The organism is uncultured Paraglaciecola sp., assembly GCF_943787955.1.
In the GTDB taxonomy this organism is placed as follows: Bacteria; Pseudomonadota; Gammaproteobacteria; order Enterobacterales; family Alteromonadaceae; genus Paraglaciecola.
The window spans coordinates 244,231-260,497 of the sequence record NZ_CALSOK010000002.1 but is presented as its reverse complement, the minus strand read 5'-3'; the positions used below and the strand labels follow the sequence as shown (position 1 = coordinate 260,497).

The window sequence follows — 16,267 nt, the reverse complement described above, 5'->3', positions numbered from 1 at the left end:
CTAAAAATACTACTTTCCCTTGGATGTGTTGTGCTGATTTTCCGCTATTTAATGAAAGAAACTTTGAAGTCTCAACTGGCAATTTTTATGTTGTTGATGGCTATTTTTATTACGCAAAAATTCGTCAAGGTATTAGCTGATGCCTCTGAAGGAGAAATCCCTGCTGGTTTAGTATTAGGTTTTTTAGCTTTGCATACGCCGGTTTTAGCGTCAATAGTGTTACCACTGAGCCTGTTTTTGGGCATTATGTTGGCACATGGCCGATTGTACGTCGACAGCGAGATCAGTGTTATGCGGGCATGTGGTATCAGTGAGTGGTATATCACCCGTGTTATGCTAATCCTTGCTTTTTTTATGTCTTTATTTACAGGGGGATTAACTCTGTGGCTAACGCCTTTATCCATTGAAAGTACTTACCAACTAGAAGAAAAGGTCGGTGCACAAAGTGGCTTAACAAGCTTGATCCCTGGACGTTTCCAACAAACTGCCAATCAGCAAGCCGTAATATTTGTACATGATATCGATAATAGTCAGAACCCCTTAAGAAAGGTTTTTCTAGCACAAAGAGATGCAGACTCCGATTCTGAAGATGTGCGAATTGTGTATGCAACCAGTGGTGGCATAAAAGAGCAAGTAAATGGCGCCCAAAAATTGATACTGAATCAAGGCAAACAATATGAGGGCGAAGTGGGTAGGCAAGACTATCGGGTTGTTGAGTTTGAAGAGTATCAAATTCAAATTGCTGAACAACAACCTGAAAAAAAACGTAGAAAATTAAGTGCATATCCAACCGCAGACCTAATAACTGACCCATCATTAGATGCGCTAGCAGAACTTCATTGGCGCATTGCTATTCCTTTATCGCTACCATTTTTGGTACTGATTGCGGTGCCCCTCAGTGCCGCTGATCCTAGACAAGGTCGCTTTGGAAAAATGTTTCCTGCATTGTTGCTGTACTTAGGCTACTTTATGCTGCTAATGGCGGGGAGGAAGGCATTAGAAGATGGCAACATACCTGAGCAATTAGGATTATGGTGGGTGCATGCAGTGTTGTTATCCATTGGAGCCGTATTATTGCTAAAAGGTCGTCCTTTTGGTGTAAAGCTGCGTGCTCGATTAAAAGGTGATGTCCATGCTTAAAATACTCGATGTATATATTGCTAAGACTTTGCTGGCAACAACTGCACTGAGTTTGAGTGTGTTGATAGGATTAAGCGCCTTAATTAAATTTATCGAGCAGATGAAACAAGTAGGGCGTGGCAGTTATGATATGACAGTCGCATTAGTGTATGTCTTACTTAGTTTACCCAGAGATGTTGAGCAATTTTTCCCTATGGCTACCTTGATTGGAGGACTAATTGGTATGGGGATTTTGGCTAGCAACAGCGAATTGGTTGTGATGCAAGCAGCCGGTCAAAGCCGCTGGAATATTATTACTTCTGCCATGAAGTCCGCTCTATTAATGATGTTATTTGTGATGTTCATAGGTGAATGGGTTGCTCCTGTTACTGAAACAAAAGCCAAAGAAATACGAACTCAGGCTATTTCTGGCGGTAGTTTATTTGCTTCTGACAGAATAACCTGGGCAAAAGATGGTGATAACTTTGTGAGTATCGGTGAAGTGGTCGATACCAATACTTTGCGTAAGGTCAATGTATACGAGTTCGATGAGAATCTGGTACTAAGGCAAATTATCAGTGCTTTGCAAGCGAATTATAGCGAGGATGGTTGGCAATTAGAGCAAGTCAAATACACCTTTATTGACGATCAGAGGATCCGATACCAACAACTTGACAAAGGGATGTGGTTGTCGACACTCACACCAGACAAACTAGGTGTCGTAACAGTCAAGCCTGAAGCTCTGTCGATTCGGGGGTTAGTTGAATATGTTAATTATAGTAATAATAACAGCCTAGATCCTAGTCGCTACGAGTTAGCCTTATGGCGAAAAGTACTGCAGCCTTTGTCTGTCGGTGTGATGTTGTTAATGGCATTGTCATTTATTTTTGGACCGCTTCGCAGTGTTACCATGGGAGCGAGAGTGATATTAGGGGTATTAACAGGCTTTGGCTTTTTTGTCAGTAACGAAGTATTTGGCGCTTTAAGCTTGGTTTACCAACTTCCACCGTTCATAGGGGCAGCTCTGCCTAGCTTAGTTTTTGCCGCTTTTTCAATGTATTTACTGCAAAGAAAAGGTTAGTGTCTGTCCGTTTATTCTTGTATTTTCCCCCAAGAAGAATGATGGTTATCTTCTTTGCTTAACACCAATATTTCAGTTTGGGCGATCCTGTCTTGCAATGATTGTTTTGATTTGAAATCCAACAACACTAAAATAGTGCCTAATCCGCCAAACGAACATATTAAACGCAAAAGTGCGCGTCTATAGCCAAAAGGTTTCTCATTGGTACTAAATAAACGAAGGCGCCACGCTCTCATACCTATAGTTTGACCGCCATTTCGCCAAAACCAAAGAAAAAATCCAACAACCCATAAGGCTACCCATACCTGCAAAGTTAATTGATAGCTAAAAGACTGTTGAATGAGATCACTAAAGTGCTCATAACCTTGATTGTCCAGCACATTGTTTTCAACTAGCAACAACATTGTCAGTAACATTATCATTGCCGCACACATGCCGACAGCTACCGCCACTAATATGTCGTATACCATGGCAGCTAGTCTACGTAAGAAATTGGCTCGGATGTGTTGTGGGTGCGAAGAGCTCACAATATACCTTGATAGAAATAAAGTTAGAGCTTATCAGTAAAATCACAGAAATATACATTTTGAGATGACTTAATATTTAAATTTTTATTAGCCATCAGGTTTTGATCATCAGCGTTCAGTAGTATGTTAAAAAACATGTGTTTGCAGGCTCATGAATTTTCTATAAGCCGATCTTCTTGCGGTGCTGAAAAAATAAAAGCAATAAAGTGTAGATTGAGTAAAAATTTTATACCCATGCAACGCCAAACTGGCAAACCATGCTTCAACTTTTGCGGGTATTGTGATCCAACGCTCTAAGAGCGATTGCTTTATATAATGCTTTCGACAGTCTGCATCTATTATTATCCGAGTTTAGGTTAACTATTTTGATACAGCCAATCTGTTTTTTAATGCAAATCGATCAGTATTTTCTTTTTTTTTGCTAAAAACCAGGCAATATCATACCCACTATAAATACTATGAATTTTTATTTCATTCTTAAATAAGGCATATTTATCGTACTCCATTAACTTTGAGGTTTCTATGACAATTCTTGGGTTCCCTGCTGAGATTAAGCCACAGGAAAAACGTTGTGCTGTGTTACCAGTAAACGTTAAAGCATACAAATTATTGGGTGCTACTGTGCATGTGCAAGCTGGTATTGGTCAACATATCCATGTGAGTGATGAGGAATACGCAGACGCTGGAGCTGAAATTGTGGCTAGTCGCCTTGATTTATTAGCTAGTGCCGACATTGTACCTAGTTTGCACAAGCTCAGTACAGATGACCTTCGTCATTTAAAGCCCAACGCCCTTATCATGAGTTATTTAGACCCATTTAATGAGAAGGGATTTGTAGCCAGTCTTTGTGACAATGATATCACCAGCATCAGTATGGAAATGATCCCGCGTATTAGTCGTTGTCAAAAGATGGATGCCCTCAGTTCTCAGGCAAGTTTGGCGGGTTATGTCATGATGATGCAAGCGGCTAATCAGCTTGAAAGTGTTTTACCCATGATGATGACGCCAGCAGGCACCCTTAAGCCCGCTAAAGTATTTGTCATTGGTGCTGGGGTGGCAGGTTTACAAGCTATCGCCACGGCTAAACGCCTAGGTGCCAGTGTCACGGCTTTTGATACCCGCACCGTGGTAGCCGAGCAGGTTCAATCCTTAGGTGCTAAGTTCTTGAATATCGATTTAGGTGAAACCGGTGAAACAGGGCAGGGTTATGCTCAGGCTTTAACGCCACAGCAAATGCAAATTCAGCAACGCGAACAAGCTAAATGTATTGCCGAGTCAGATATAGTGATCACCACCGCTCAGTTATTTGGGCGTAAGCCTCCCATGCTTATCGACATAAAAACGGTTGAATCGATGCAAGCGGGCAGTGTGATAGTTGATATGGCCGCTGAAAATGGTGGTAACGTTGAAGGCACCATATCGGGTGAAATTATCAAGCACGAAGGAGTAACTATTATTGGCACGGGTTATTGGGCAAATGGAGTAGCCAAACATGCCACACAAATGTACAGCAATAACCTGTTTAATTTAATCAGCGAATTTTGGCACAAAGAAGACAATATTTTTCAGCTCGATCTTGAAGACGAAGTTCAGTCTGGTTGTATCATTACTCATCAAGGACAAGTAGTGAATGCCATGCTTAAGTCTGTTTATGAGGCTAATAATCAAACCACAAGCGAAAAAGAGGATCAATGATGGACGCCATATACTTACTATTCATTTTACTACTGTCAATTTTTGTTGGTTTTGAACTTATTCAAAAAGTTCCTGCTACCTTACATACACCTTTGATGTCTGGAGCGAATGCCATCTCTGGTATCACGGTTGTGGGTGCGTTGGCCTTAGCTGGCAGTGACCGCATGGGTGAATATTCCACTTATCTTGGTGCATTCGCAGTCTTTTTGGCGACGATAAACGTCGTGGGTGGTTATTTGGTTACTGACCGAATGCTTGCCATGTTCAAGAAAAAGCAGTAGGAAAATATGATGATAGAAACTACCACAACCGATCTAGTAATCAACTTCAGTTATGTACTCGCTGCTGCCTTATTTATTTTTGGATTAAAGCTGCTTGGCCATCCTTCTTCAGCTCGCAAGGGTAACTTGCTTTCAGCCATTGCGATGCTGATTGCGATTGTCGTCACCATGTTCGATAACAACATTGTTAGTTTTCAGATGATAGCTATTGCGATGTTAGCAGGTAGCATAATAGGTATCCTTGCCGCTAGGATGATAGCCATGACTGCCATGCCAGAAATGGTGTCATTGTTGAATGGTATCGGTGGTCTTGCCAGCTTGTTTGTGGCTTGGGCGACGGTTGAAGCTAATAGTGAGTTTACAGCTTTCACCATGATAGTGACATTTTTGGCCCTTTTAATTGGTGGTGTGACCTTCTCAGGAAGCCTGATTGCCTGGGCAAAACTGAGTGAACGCATTTCTGGTCGTTCGATAACGTTCGCAGGTCAGTCGGCGTTTAATAGTCTATTGGTACTGGCTATTATATTTACCGCTTATCTGTTTGTTGCCCAGCCCACAATGCTGGCTGATATACCCATCGACTTTAATGTGGTGTTGTGCACAGCCATGGGTTTTGCTTTGTTGTTTGGCATCATGTTGGTATTACCCATTGGTGGGGCAGACATGCCAGTGGTTATTTCACTGCTGAACTCATACTCGGGACTAGCAGCTTGTGCAGCCGGTTTTGCTCTGCACAATAACATCCTGATAGTGGCTGGTTCGCTGGTAGGTGCTAGCGGTATTATCTTGACTAAGATCATGTGTAAAGCCATGAATCGCTCCTTAAGCAATGTGTTATTCAGTGGCTTTATGTCAGTGACTAAAACAGATATGGTAATAGAAGGGGAAGTAAAACCCTTATCGGCTGAGGATGCTTATTACGTGCTCGAAGCGGCGCAATCCGTGGTGGTCATTCCTGGTTATGGTATGGCAGTGGCGCAAGCACAACACGCCATGAAAGAGCTGCAGCAACTGTTAGAAGAAAATGGTGCTGAAGTCGCATATGCCATTCATCCGGTCGCGGGACGGATGCCTGGGCACATGAACGTACTGTTAGCGGAAGCCGATGTGTCTTATGAGCAGTTATTTGAAATGGACGAAATAAATAAGCGTATTCAAAACTTTGACGTGGCCATAGTCATTGGTGCCAATGATGTAGTCAATCCAGCAGCCCGAGAAATGAAAGGCAGCCCAATATATGGTATGCCGGTGATCAATGCGGATCTGGCAAAAAACGTGTTTGTGCTCAAACGCGGTATGGCCTCAGGTTTTGCAGGCATTGATAATCCGCTGTTTTTCAAACCCAACTGTCGAATGATATTTGGTGACGCCAAAGAAACTCTTAATGGCATCATCAGGCAGTTTTCAGACTAAGGCGTATCTGAAAATTAGTGAGCGCCTAGGTGTTTAAAAATCTGTCAGTGGTGTGATCATAATAAATAAAATACTCACAAACAAACCTGCTTATTGGCGGGTTTGTTTTTTTTGTTGGCACCTTTCAATTCAGTGGTCCATAAATATCATCCTAGCAGAGGGAGTATATAGCAGAGGGAGTATAGAGACAGTTCTTCTGGACTTCATTGAACGTAACTCGGCGTCATTGACTATTTGAACCGCTAGCTGATGACTCAGTAAAGTTGCCTGCATTGAGCGAATTTTCTATTTATGTTGGGTCATAAAGTCTTTAAAGGATGTCAATCTATGTCAAATAAACCTTAATTTTTCGCAGGCTTCTATTTTTACTAACCTTTCATATTGAAATACCATCATCCAAGATTGGGTTATAAAAAATCTCTCCCAGGCCACGAATGCAATTTCGATATTTATGTTTGTAAGCTCAGTAAGCTTATTAAATATGTCGCAATGTAAGTGAATTAGTCGCTTCATAGGATTTCATTCCCGCCGTATTAGATGCCCATATGCAATTAAATCATCTCAATTAGATCCTCAATGCAAGGTTGGGTAATTTACTGATTTAGGTACAATATTAAGTAGTCCTAAGGTCTGTCGATTAAAAAGTCGACAAACTCTTATGATAGTTAACAAAATACTTGCAAGCAAAGCCTCTATGGCTATAATGCGTTCCACTTGGAGATTGGTTGTAGCAACTTCTAAGTATTTGCAAAGCCAGTGTGGTGGAATTGGTAGACACGCTAGATTCAAAATCTGGTTTCTTCGGGAGTGGCGGTTCGAGTCCGCCCACTGGTACCATTTTCTAATTGTGAAGATTAGAAAATAAAAAAACCGACATTTGTCGGTTTTTTTATATCTGAAATTTGAGGTGTTTATATATCCCCTTAAGTGATTAGGCCAACCTGTTGAATATTTACCCAGTAAATATTGTCAACTGTAAAAACGTTAACCCTACAAAATGGTCCTCACTACCTCATCAAAGCCAGACTGGAACAAGGATAATAATCCGTGTAGGTATTTAAAAGCGGTATGTTGCGCGTTATCCGGTACGGACTTTATCAGAGGCCTGTATTGATAAAGCCAATACAGTTAAAGGGCCTGAATACATCTCAAAACTAAGCCAACTGTAGACTGTCTTCAACACAATGGACTAGTGGTAATGCTAGATTTAAACGTAGTGTGGGCTGAAAGGTAGCAAGAAGGGGCAAGTAGAACGTTGACATCCCTGAGTGTCCATATATGTCTTGTTAATTGCTGGGTATCCTTCTTTGGATATAACATTAAACCGACTTATGTCGGTCTAATGTGTCTGTTAATCTTTATAGCGTGATTTCAGGTATTATAATTTAAAATTTTGTGATGACACTTAATCGGTTGCAGACGATTTAACTAATATCGAACTCAATGTGCTGCCGGCATTACGGTGCTTTGAAATACGTTGATAGGCATCAGATTGCATCCATGCAAATGCTTCTTCTTTTGAGGGAAATTCCATAAGAACCGAACGTGTAGCTTCCCATTCACCAGCTAGGACAAGAGGCTCCTCATCGACACTTAACAGTTTGCCGCTAAAATTAGCGAATACCTCATTAAATTGATTTTCATATTTTTCATATTCTGCACGGTCATGAATAGAGAGTCTTGAAAGAATGTATACGGTCATAATGTTCCAGTCGGTACGATGTTAAGAGATTATGCTACTAAAAAATCGTGTTATTAAGTAGTTTTTTTGTAACGCTATTAGGATTTTGAACTCTAATTTAGGGCGGACGTCGCTCAGAAAAAACTGACTTCATTGGCACATCACTTTATTTACTTTACTAACATAAACTGTCCATAACCTGTGCTATTTGAAGTTCAACATTTTGGCCAATAATCTGCTTGAAATGCTCTCTATCTTGTCGTTTGTGCCAAAGGGATGAAATCTGCTGTGGCATTCATTCTATATGTGGTTAGGTGGCTGCAATGTTGCCCTCCAAAATACTTATGAAGGCACCGCATAGGGATTAGATACTAAACCTAGGCCCGTAATCGTATAGCCTTTGGCATAATCAAAGAAGTTTATGCCGCCATCGTAAGCGGTCTTTAATAGTTGTTTTGCATCGTTAAAATCAACTTGCTTTCCAAAAGCTACCTAAGGGCCTAACGATAAAACTGAGACTTTTATGCCTGATGATTTTTGAAAGTTACCCATTAGTAACATGACAGTAATATACTCGGTGTTATGGATAAATTGGCTGTTCTCCTTGGTTTAGTGCAAGGCGTCTCCTCATCGCATTTCAAAAATGCAACGTGCCGGTCATATTGATTATTATGGCCATGGAGATACTTGATTTTGAAATAAAAAAAGCGGATAACTCCTATCAGAATTTATATCAACTCCCACACTCAATGACCCATTTAATTTTACAAATGGCCACCTAAAGTTTTTGGAACGTGTAAATGGAAAGTTTGATAATTAGAGCTCTTGCATATCAGTGCTTATTAGGTACCTGTTCGATTATATTTTTATATTCAGGTTATGTACCTATCCGTTCATAACGAACATGAACAAACATTTATCATTCATTTCTAGCATACTTGGGCATGCTGATATGATTAAGCGCCTCCAACACTTACGTTTTTGCATAACGGGTCATACATGAAAAATTTATTTTTGGTTGCTGGAAAAGTCTCCGAAGTTACTGGTGGGTCAAGTGGAATAGCGCAATGATTGGCAAACTTACTAATATTGCTGGCACCGCCATTTATCTCTGCTCTCGTGCGAGCAATTATGTATGTGGTCATACTGTTGTTTTGGATGGTGGACAAGTAGCTTACGCAGGTTGAGACTGGATAAGACAAATATTTAGACCCGCCTCTGTATAAGTCTTAAGAAAAGTAAAGCGTTAAGGTGGTTTATGTTTAGGTAAATTAACTAAAAAAGCGCAATAATCTAGTGTGCGCTTTTGATACTCAACCTTGGGTCTGAGCAGGATATAAAAATCGGGTTATTGTAGACTGACTAAATCCGATGTTTCTGTTCTTATTCATGCACTAAGTTTTGTTCAATTTATTAAGCTTGCCAAGTAGGGGCAGCCTGCCAGCTATTCAACCATGAAGGTAACTTAGCGGACGGCATAGGCCGAGCAATACCGTAACCTTGTCCTATATTACAGTTCATGGATAGCAGTTTGTCGGCATGGGCAGCAGACTCTACTCCTTCAGCAATGACGTTACGACCGAAAGCTTCTGCTAGATTAATAATTCCTTGTACAATGGCTAAATCATCTGGGTTGGTTAACATGTCTTGTACAAAACACCGGTCAATCTTGATCGAATCTGTAGGCAGGTTCTTAAGGTGAGATAAGGATGAGTAGCCGGTGCCAAAATCGTCTAGTGAAAAGTTCACACCTAGCTTTTTACATTCACAAATCAACGTCCTGAGGTGAGTCATAGTATCTAGCCCAGAGGTTTCCAAAATCTCTAAATCAAGTTGGTTTGGCCGCACATTTTGATGAGCTTCGAGTGCTGTAGTCAGTTGTGCAAGGAAATTTTTGTCGTTTAGCTGATAGGCACTTACATTTACACTGATGGGTAAATCTAATCCCTGTTTATTCCAATGACTGATCTGAGTCAGCGCCATATTGATTATCCATGTACCTAGCTCAATGCGGATCGGGTGTTTCTCAATAAAAGGGAGAAATTCACTTGGCTCTAATAGTCCTTTTTCTTGGTGTCGCCAGCGAACTAGGGCTTCCACACCCACTACTTTAAAAGTGCGCATATTAATCTTAGGTTGATAAAATAATTCGAACTGACCTTCAGCAAGGGCATGGCGTACCGCATTCAAATTTTCGGATAGAGTTCTGGCTTCAATTCCACAATGTTCATCAAAAAAATGGTAGTGATCCTTGCCGCTCTCTTTGGCTATGTACATCGCCTTATCAGCTTCGCGTATAAGTAAATCCGCACTAGTGCCGTTTTGGGGGGAAATCGTAACTCCCATACTGGCTGAAACGTTTAACAAAACATCATCAACAGAAATACTTTGTGATGTGGCCTTCAGTAACCGCTTGAGTATCGGCTTACAATCGTTGGGAGTTTCCAAGTCATCTAACACCGCTACAAACTCATCGCCACCGATACGAGCCAGGGTATCGCATTCACGTAATGCATCCTTCATGTGCTGTGATATGGATATTAATAGTTTGTCTCCCATATCATGGCCATAGGTGTCATTCACTTGTTTAAAACCGTCCAAGTCTATATACACGACGGCTAACATTTTAGAGTGCCGCTGACATTGAAGAAGTGTGACATGCAAGCGGTCAAGTAACAGCAATCGATTAGGCAGGTTGGTTAATGCATCGTAATTAGCCGCGTATTCCAGTTGCTGCTGATGTGCTTTTGATTTCGTAATGTCGGTAAAGAGCAAAACATAATGTTGTATTTTATCTGTGATATCCCTAACGGCACTGATGGCTTGCATCGCAAGATACACTTCGCCATCTTTTCTTTTGCTCCATATCTCACCATACCAGAAGTCTTTTTCAAGTAGTGCCTGTTGTCTGGCATCATAAAACTCAGGTGACTGTTTGTTAGATTTAAGCATATCTGAGTTTTTGCCGAGCACTTCTACTCGGTTGAAGCCTGTGATCTGAGAAAACATATCGTTGACTTCAATTATCGTGTTATTAGCATCAGTTATCATGATGCCCTCATGAGCGTGCGAAAAAACACTCGCTGCGAGTTGCAGCCTAACCTCATGTTTTTTTCGTTCGGTGATATCGGTCAATACTAGGAGATATTCCAAATTATTATCATTGAAACTAATATCTATCTGCACCGTTTTTGTAACCATGCCTGCAAGTTCAATTTCACAAGATCTTTGAATGACATGAATATTTTGCATATTAGAAGGCGAGAGTAAATTGTTGAATTTAACTAAGTCGTCCTGTGTCACAAACGCTGCCAAACGGGCACCTTGTAACCTACTGCGACTCATTCCTAATAGCTTGGCAGCCGCAAAGTTTGAGTGAGTAATATTCCCCTTAAGATTCAGCGTAACGTAGCCTATTGGCGCGAAATCATAGAGTGTTGTGAAACGTGCAGCAGCTTTTTCAGCTGCGTTCGTTGAATTAATCAGTTGCTCGTTCTGCAATTTTAATTCGATCTGGTGGACTTGTAATTCATACAGAAGACTTGATGAGTCTGTAACTTCATCATTGGATAATGGATCATTGTATAGACGCGACTCTGCCTCTTTTAGCAATTTACCATCAGTGGGTGAGCGGCGTGAATTCTTGGTCATAATTTCTGCGCACCCTTAAAACTATCGTACGATTTTTGATTATGTTGGAATGGGCTTTGAAAATATTGAGGGCTTATCAAAAAATCATTGGATGCAGGTGAAGGGCAGGTTAGATCGTTAATATTTTGCCAAGCTGAGTCAACAAAGAACATATTAACCATTTTTTTGCTTAAGCAGAGATGAAATGGTATTGCATCAAAGAGAGTGCGTGCACAACAATCTTTATTTATTGTTTGATTTGGTTGTAACCGCTTGGTAATAAAAATTTGCATTGGTTTTAGCATAAAACAGTTCCTTTGTATTATACGTATATTAATATCATTACTTACTCGAATAATATACAAATTTATGAAAGTTGGCAATATTGCAGACCGGATTCAGAAAATACCAGCTTTACGTAATTGACCAATTTTATAGGGAATGTCTATCAGCCTGTCCCTTCACTATCGAGATGAATTTAAGATAGATTTACTTTAAATTTATAGAATTCTAATCTATTTGAGGCTAACAGTCTCAGGCAGCCCAAGCGGATATAGCACACCTTAATGATGGTAAGGACTTGGATTAAAACATTCACGGTGTTCGGCAAAAATTATGATACAGATGGGCCTGGGAGAACAGTACGATCATGCTGATGTAATGCATGACGGTGATACGCTTTAATCAATATGCGCTAAAATTATGAAACAATTTGTGCATAGAGCATGATAGATTATTAACTCATTGCGCTGCTAGATTATAACCACTTAATGCAGGGATATAAATTGAAGACACATTTAATAGCAGTAACGCTATTACTCTTTTCTTTTGGTGCTAAATAGTCCTCAAATTTTGACCAATTAGAAACTCTCATCTGGCACTGTTGCTTGATTATATGCACCGAAACTTGACGTCCGGTTAAGTGATTATGTCGACCGGCGCAATGCTCCCCCTGCACCACTTTATACTACCTGCACCCTCTTTTAATTGGTTAAGGTTAAAAGATACAACAAACTGCTATAGCAGTTTGTTGTATTTAATACTAACTTACCCCACCACATTCTAATGAATAAAATGATTAATTTTACCCGGGTATTATTACTTTGGTTTGAGTTTCCACAAGCAGGGATGAAGTCACGTTTAGAGCCAAAGATAATGCTTCGATGATCCTATGCAGCATGCTGAGAAGTGTGTTGGTTTTACTGTCTTTGTTTGCTTGTTACAGGCCATTTGGACGATACATTCATCAAGCTGTTGTTTGTTCTTTACGGTAGTGATTAATGACATTTTAGAGACCTCAGAGTAAACTTTGACAGTGTAGTTTGTTGCATTAGAAAGGGCTGAACAATATTTCTTATACCAATGCATTATTTATTTATGTATTTATAAAGTGTTAATTTGCTTCTTAATAGTTAATATAAGAGATTGGCATGTTCTAACACCTTAAATTGCTTGGTTCAATTGGCCCTTCACCTTCGGACTGTGTTTAAGCGTTTGACGTATAACGTTGAATGGTTAAGCAAGCATTATTAATTAAAATAAACATTGGAATTTTATGAAAACACTATCTGATATTGGCTTAATCGGCCTTGCTGTTATGGGGGAAAACCTCATTCTGAATATGGCAAGTAAAGGTTATACCGTTACTGCTTATAATCGCTCCACCGATAAAGTTGAAAACTTTATTAATGGACGAGCAAAAGGCGAAAGCATTCGCGGGGCTTATTCAGTTGAAGAGTTGGTTCAATCGCTAGCCACTCCTCGTAAAATCATGATTATGGTGAAATCAGGTGCGCCAGTGGATGCCACTATTGACCAACTTCTCCCTTTGTTAGACAAAGGTGACATCATCATCGATGGCGGTAATACTCACTTCCCTGACACTATTCGCCGTGAAAAATATTGTGCCGAAAAAGGGATTAACTTTGTGGGTGCCGGTGTATCTGGTGGTGAAGAAGGTGCGCTAAAAGGACCTTCAATTATGCCAGGTGGATCTGTTGAAGCATGGCAAGCAGTGAAACCTATTTTCCAAGACATTTCTGCTAAGGTAGAAGACGGTTCGCCTTGTTGTGATTACGTAGGTGAAAACGGTGCCGGACATTTTGTTAAAATGGTGCACAACGGTATTGAGTATGGTGACATGCAGTTGTTGTGTGAAGCTTACCAAATTATGAAAGATACTCTTGGCATGTCAGCCGATGAAATGCATGAAGTGTTTAAAGAATGGAATACCACTGAACTAGATAGTTATTTAGTCGAAATCACTCGCGACATTTTAGCCTATAAAGACGAAGACGGCGGTCCATTAGTAGAAAAGATTCTTGATACCGCGGGCCAAAAAGGCACCGGTAAATGGACCGGTATAGTGGCCTTAGACTTAGGTGTGCCATTAACCCTGATTGCTGAGTCGGTCTTCGCTCGCTGTATCTCTGCACTGAAAGATGAACGTGTTGAAGCGGCCAAAGTGATTAGTGGTCCAGCCAAAACATTCAGTGGTGATGCTGCCGAAAAAGCTGCCTTCATCGAAGATTTACGCCAAGCAGTGCTCGCATCAAAGATTGTCTCTTACGCACAGGGCTATACCTTAATGCGTGAAGCTGCCAAAGAATATAATTGGAATCTTAACTACGGCGGCATCGCATTGATGTGGCGTGGCGGTTGTATCATCCGTTCTGCTTTTTTAGGTAAAATCAAAGAAGCCTACGATAAGAATCCCGAGTTAGACAATCTACTATTAGATGACTACTTCAGAGAAACCGTGGTCGGCGCCCAAGAAGGATGGAGACGGGTAGCCGTGAATGCTATTACGACTGGCGTTCCAGCACCTTGCTTAATGGCCGCACTTAACTACTTTGATGGTTATCGCACCGCGCGTTTACCGGCTAACTTATTACAAGCCCAACGTGATTATTTCGGTGCTCACACATACGAACGCATTGACAAGCCAAGAGGCGAGTTCTTCCATACAAACTGGACCGGTCGGGGTGGTAATACTTCGTCGTCAACTTATAACGCTTAAGTTATTTTAATAAATAAAAGGCCGTAACTTGGATACAAATTACGGCCTTTTTCGTAATTGGTGTACCAGTATATGAATGTTTGAAACTTAGCCCTTCTTAATAAATTGACAAGCGGGTTTGAGCGAGAAGCAGACACTGACGAGTGTTGCTTCTTATGTAAATCAGCGGCTCTGAACCCGCAGATACATAACTGAGTTATCGTAATGCCGAATAAGTAATTTCTCCCCCAGTCCATGGAAATGTTGTCGTGATTCGACGCAAGGTTTATAGGGCTATAGAAATTTAGTGCAACCTTGCCTCTGACTTGAGGGATACCTGTGGATAATCTTTTTTGAACACTTCTTTAGGGTTGCGAAGTCGTCTGGTTAATAAACTTCAGCCAAGCTTTTAGTAAAATGTGAAAATCGGCTAAGCCACAGCCTGATTGGATATGTAAATCACTTAATTCTTGAGTGTCATCTTCTTCTAAAGATGTCATCTCTTGGATATGATTATTATTGAAGATGAGTTCAACCTCATCTTTATCAAACTCTAAATGGTATTCCTTACCATTGTGTTGGTAGCTTGTAAGTTGATTGGCTTGTAGCTGGTGGACGGTGTTGAGTAACAGTGTGATTTGCCTAAAGTCTTGAGCAATTTCATGACTTAACCAATCACCAAAAGCTTCACACTCAAGCTCACATGTGGCTACTGGATTACCCAAAATATCATGGGAAAATTGATAGTCCATTAGATGTCACAGGTTGTTGAAAAAGGAGCTATCATTATACGCCAAAGCAGTTGCCCCCGTGGATAATTAATATTGATAAATTTATATTATGATCTAAGCCGTATTTTTGAATACCGAACCTGAGTGCTCTAGTGCGGTTAAATATACACGGACATCAAATTCTATTTGATGATAGTCAGGCAGCATATACTGGCATAGTTGATAAAATGCCTTGTTATGTTGTTTTTCTTTTAAGTGGGCCAGTTCGTGCACCACAATCATTTTCAAAAAAGCATCAGGGGTATTTTTAAACAAAGTACTGATGCGCAGTTCATTTTTACTTCTTAACTTACCGCCCTGAACCCGAGATACATAACTATGTAAACCTAATGCGTGATTGACTATATGAATTTTACTGTCATATATCACTTTGCTCAATGGTTGGGTTTTCTTCATATATTGATTTTTTAAGGCTATTGCGTACTCACGTAAATCGTTATCGTTGGCTACTTTGTGTATGTTTGGGTAACGCCCACGCAACCATTCGCCCAGTTTTTTTTGTTCAAGTAAATTTTGAATGTCATTTTGTAAGTAAGCCGGATAGTGAGCAAGGTAAGGGAGTGCGTGTGACATAGTAATACCTAAACGAATGAGGAGGATAGTTTAAGTCTTTACAGCAAAATAGTCCTCAGGATTTTCACGTTGACATATGGAAAAACATATATATGATATTTCATATGTATTGGTTTGGGCACAACTTCATTGAATCCAATCGCTTTTTATAAATGTTTATCTGAAGACACACGTTTGAAGTGTTTGTTATTGATCACCCTCAAAGGTGAGTTGTGTGTGTGTGATTTAATCATTGCACTGCAGTTGAGTCAGCCCAAGGTATCCCGGCATTTAGCTGAATTGAGAAAATGTGGGATTTTATTAGATAACAGACGTGGAAAGTGGGTGTTTTATCAACTCGATCAATCCTTGCCTAAATGGGCACTTGAGGTGTTAGCACTTACCTCACAAGAAAACCAAGTCTACTTAAATGATTGTTTACATAACTTAGATGCAGCCAAGCCATTCGATAACTGCTGTTAACCCTATTACACCCATG

13 protein-coding genes and 1 tRNA gene are annotated in these 16,267 nt (G+C 40.4%); 8 read left to right on the top strand and 6 right to left on the bottom strand.

All coding sequences use genetic code 11. From position 1 onward, the window contains the following. Nucleotides 1-30 precede the first annotated feature (30 nt). A complete protein-coding gene (gene lptF, locus Q0Y52_RS01820; RefSeq protein ID WP_297817219.1) occupies nucleotides 31-1,140 on the top strand; it encodes an LPS export ABC transporter permease LptF in 1,110 nt (369 codons plus the stop codon). Next, nucleotides 1,133-2,200 carry an LPS export ABC transporter permease LptG gene (lptG, locus tag Q0Y52_RS01815; protein WP_297817215.1) on the top strand — a complete coding sequence of 356 codons (1,068 nt, stop codon included), beginning with the start codon at nucleotides 1,133-1,135 and terminating at the stop codon, nucleotides 2,198-2,200. The genes lptF and lptG overlap by 8 nt, the downstream gene beginning before the upstream one ends. Before the next feature lie 11 nt (nucleotides 2,201-2,211). Here the strand turns inward: lptG and Q0Y52_RS01810 are convergent, their stop codons facing one another. After that, entirely contained in the window at nucleotides 2,212-2,727 is a 516-nt protein-coding gene (locus Q0Y52_RS01810; protein WP_297817213.1) for an RDD family protein, read from the bottom strand. 522 nt (nucleotides 2,728-3,249) lie between these two features. Between Q0Y52_RS01810 and Q0Y52_RS01805 the strand changes: the two genes are divergently transcribed. The 4 genes from Q0Y52_RS01805 to Q0Y52_RS01790 all read left to right on the top strand — a co-directional run bounded on the left by Q0Y52_RS01805 (nucleotide 3,250) and on the right by Q0Y52_RS01790 (nucleotide 6,953). Further along, nucleotides 3,250-4,422, top strand: coding sequence for an NAD(P) transhydrogenase subunit alpha (locus Q0Y52_RS01805; RefSeq protein ID WP_297817210.1), 1,173 nt, complete (start codon nucleotides 3,250-3,252; stop codon nucleotides 4,420-4,422). Further along, entirely contained in the window at nucleotides 4,422-4,703 is a 282-nt protein-coding gene (locus tag Q0Y52_RS01800) for an NAD(P) transhydrogenase subunit alpha (protein ID WP_297818092.1), read from the top strand. Before Q0Y52_RS01805 ends, Q0Y52_RS01800 begins: the two co-directional genes overlap by 1 nt. A 9-nt stretch (nucleotides 4,704-4,712) precedes the next feature. Further along, the gene (locus tag Q0Y52_RS01795; RefSeq protein ID WP_297818090.1) at nucleotides 4,713-6,116 is read left to right on the top strand and encodes an NAD(P)(+) transhydrogenase (Re/Si-specific) subunit beta; all 1,404 of its coding nucleotides are present in this window, start codon (nucleotides 4,713-4,715) and stop codon (nucleotides 6,114-6,116) included. A gap of 752 nt (nucleotides 6,117-6,868) precedes the next feature. Further along, a tRNA-Leu gene (locus Q0Y52_RS01790) sits at nucleotides 6,869-6,953 on the top strand. A 568-nt stretch (nucleotides 6,954-7,521) separates the two neighbouring features. Here the strand turns inward: Q0Y52_RS01790 and Q0Y52_RS01785 are convergent. The 3 genes from Q0Y52_RS01785 to Q0Y52_RS01775 form a co-directional block, all read right to left on the bottom strand. After that, complete coding sequence (locus Q0Y52_RS01785) at nucleotides 7,522-7,818, bottom strand: DUF1330 domain-containing protein (protein WP_297817207.1); 297 nt, start codon at nucleotides 7,816-7,818, stop codon at nucleotides 7,522-7,524. Nucleotides 7,819-9,210: 1,392 nt separating this feature from the next. Further along, nucleotides 9,211-11,448, bottom strand: coding sequence for an EAL domain-containing protein (locus Q0Y52_RS01780; RefSeq protein ID WP_297817204.1), 2,238 nt, complete (start codon nucleotides 11,446-11,448; stop codon nucleotides 9,211-9,213). Further along, complete coding sequence (locus Q0Y52_RS01775; protein WP_297817202.1) at nucleotides 11,445-11,732, bottom strand: hypothetical protein; 288 nt, start codon at nucleotides 11,730-11,732, stop codon at nucleotides 11,445-11,447. Before Q0Y52_RS01775 ends, Q0Y52_RS01780 begins: the two co-directional genes overlap by 4 nt. 1,250 nt (nucleotides 11,733-12,982) lie before the next feature. Here Q0Y52_RS01775 and gnd point away from each other — a divergent pair. Next, a complete protein-coding gene (gene gnd / locus Q0Y52_RS01770) occupies nucleotides 12,983-14,446 on the top strand; it encodes a decarboxylating NADP(+)-dependent phosphogluconate dehydrogenase (protein WP_297817199.1) in 1,464 nt (487 codons plus the stop codon). A gap of 344 nt (nucleotides 14,447-14,790) precedes the next feature. On the opposite strand, the gene Q0Y52_RS01765 is transcribed toward gnd, so the two are convergent. After that, a complete protein-coding gene (locus tag Q0Y52_RS01765; RefSeq protein ID WP_297817197.1) occupies nucleotides 14,791-15,177 on the bottom strand; it encodes a YacL family protein in 387 nt (128 codons plus the stop codon). 93 nt (nucleotides 15,178-15,270) lie between these two features. After that, nucleotides 15,271-15,789 (bottom strand): M48 family metallopeptidase, encoded by a 519-nt coding sequence (locus Q0Y52_RS01760; RefSeq protein WP_297817195.1) that lies wholly within the window; start codon nucleotides 15,787-15,789, stop codon nucleotides 15,271-15,273. Between the two features lie 129 nt (nucleotides 15,790-15,918). Here Q0Y52_RS01760 and Q0Y52_RS01755 point away from each other — a divergent pair, with 129 nt between their 5' ends. Then, the gene (locus tag Q0Y52_RS01755; protein WP_297817193.1) at nucleotides 15,919-16,251 is read left to right on the top strand and encodes a metalloregulator ArsR/SmtB family transcription factor; all 333 of its coding nucleotides are present in this window, start codon (nucleotides 15,919-15,921) and stop codon (nucleotides 16,249-16,251) included. The last annotated feature ends 16 nt before the right edge of the window (nucleotides 16,252-16,267 follow it).

What these genes read in the sequence shown, in the direction of transcription:
- Q0Y52_RS01780 (WP_297817204.1), bottom strand. Translation starts at nt 11,448, where the DNA reads ATGACCAAGAATTCACGCCGCTCACCCACTGATGGTAAATTGCTAAAA.
- Q0Y52_RS01760 (WP_297817195.1), bottom strand. Translation starts at nt 15,789, where the DNA reads ATGTCACACGCACTCCCTTACCTTGCTCACTATCCGGCTTACTTACAA.
- Q0Y52_RS01775 (WP_297817202.1), bottom strand. Translation starts at nt 11,732, where the DNA reads ATGCTAAAACCAATGCAAATTTTTATTACCAAGCGGTTACAACCAAAT.
- lptG (WP_297817215.1), top strand. Translation starts at nt 1,133, where the DNA reads ATGCTTAAAATACTCGATGTATATATTGCTAAGACTTTGCTGGCAACA.
- gnd (WP_297817199.1), top strand. Translation starts at nt 12,983, where the DNA reads ATGAAAACACTATCTGATATTGGCTTAATCGGCCTTGCTGTTATGGGG.
- Q0Y52_RS01800 (WP_297818092.1), top strand. Translation starts at nt 4,422, where the DNA reads ATGGACGCCATATACTTACTATTCATTTTACTACTGTCAATTTTTGTT.
- Q0Y52_RS01805 (WP_297817210.1), top strand. Translation starts at nt 3,250, where the DNA reads ATGACAATTCTTGGGTTCCCTGCTGAGATTAAGCCACAGGAAAAACGT.
- Q0Y52_RS01785 (WP_297817207.1), bottom strand. Translation starts at nt 7,818, where the DNA reads ATGACCGTATACATTCTTTCAAGACTCTCTATTCATGACCGTGCAGAA.
- Q0Y52_RS01765 (WP_297817197.1), bottom strand. Translation starts at nt 15,177, where the DNA reads ATGGACTATCAATTTTCCCATGATATTTTGGGTAATCCAGTAGCCACA.
- Q0Y52_RS01795 (WP_297818090.1), top strand. Translation starts at nt 4,713, where the DNA reads ATGATAGAAACTACCACAACCGATCTAGTAATCAACTTCAGTTATGTA.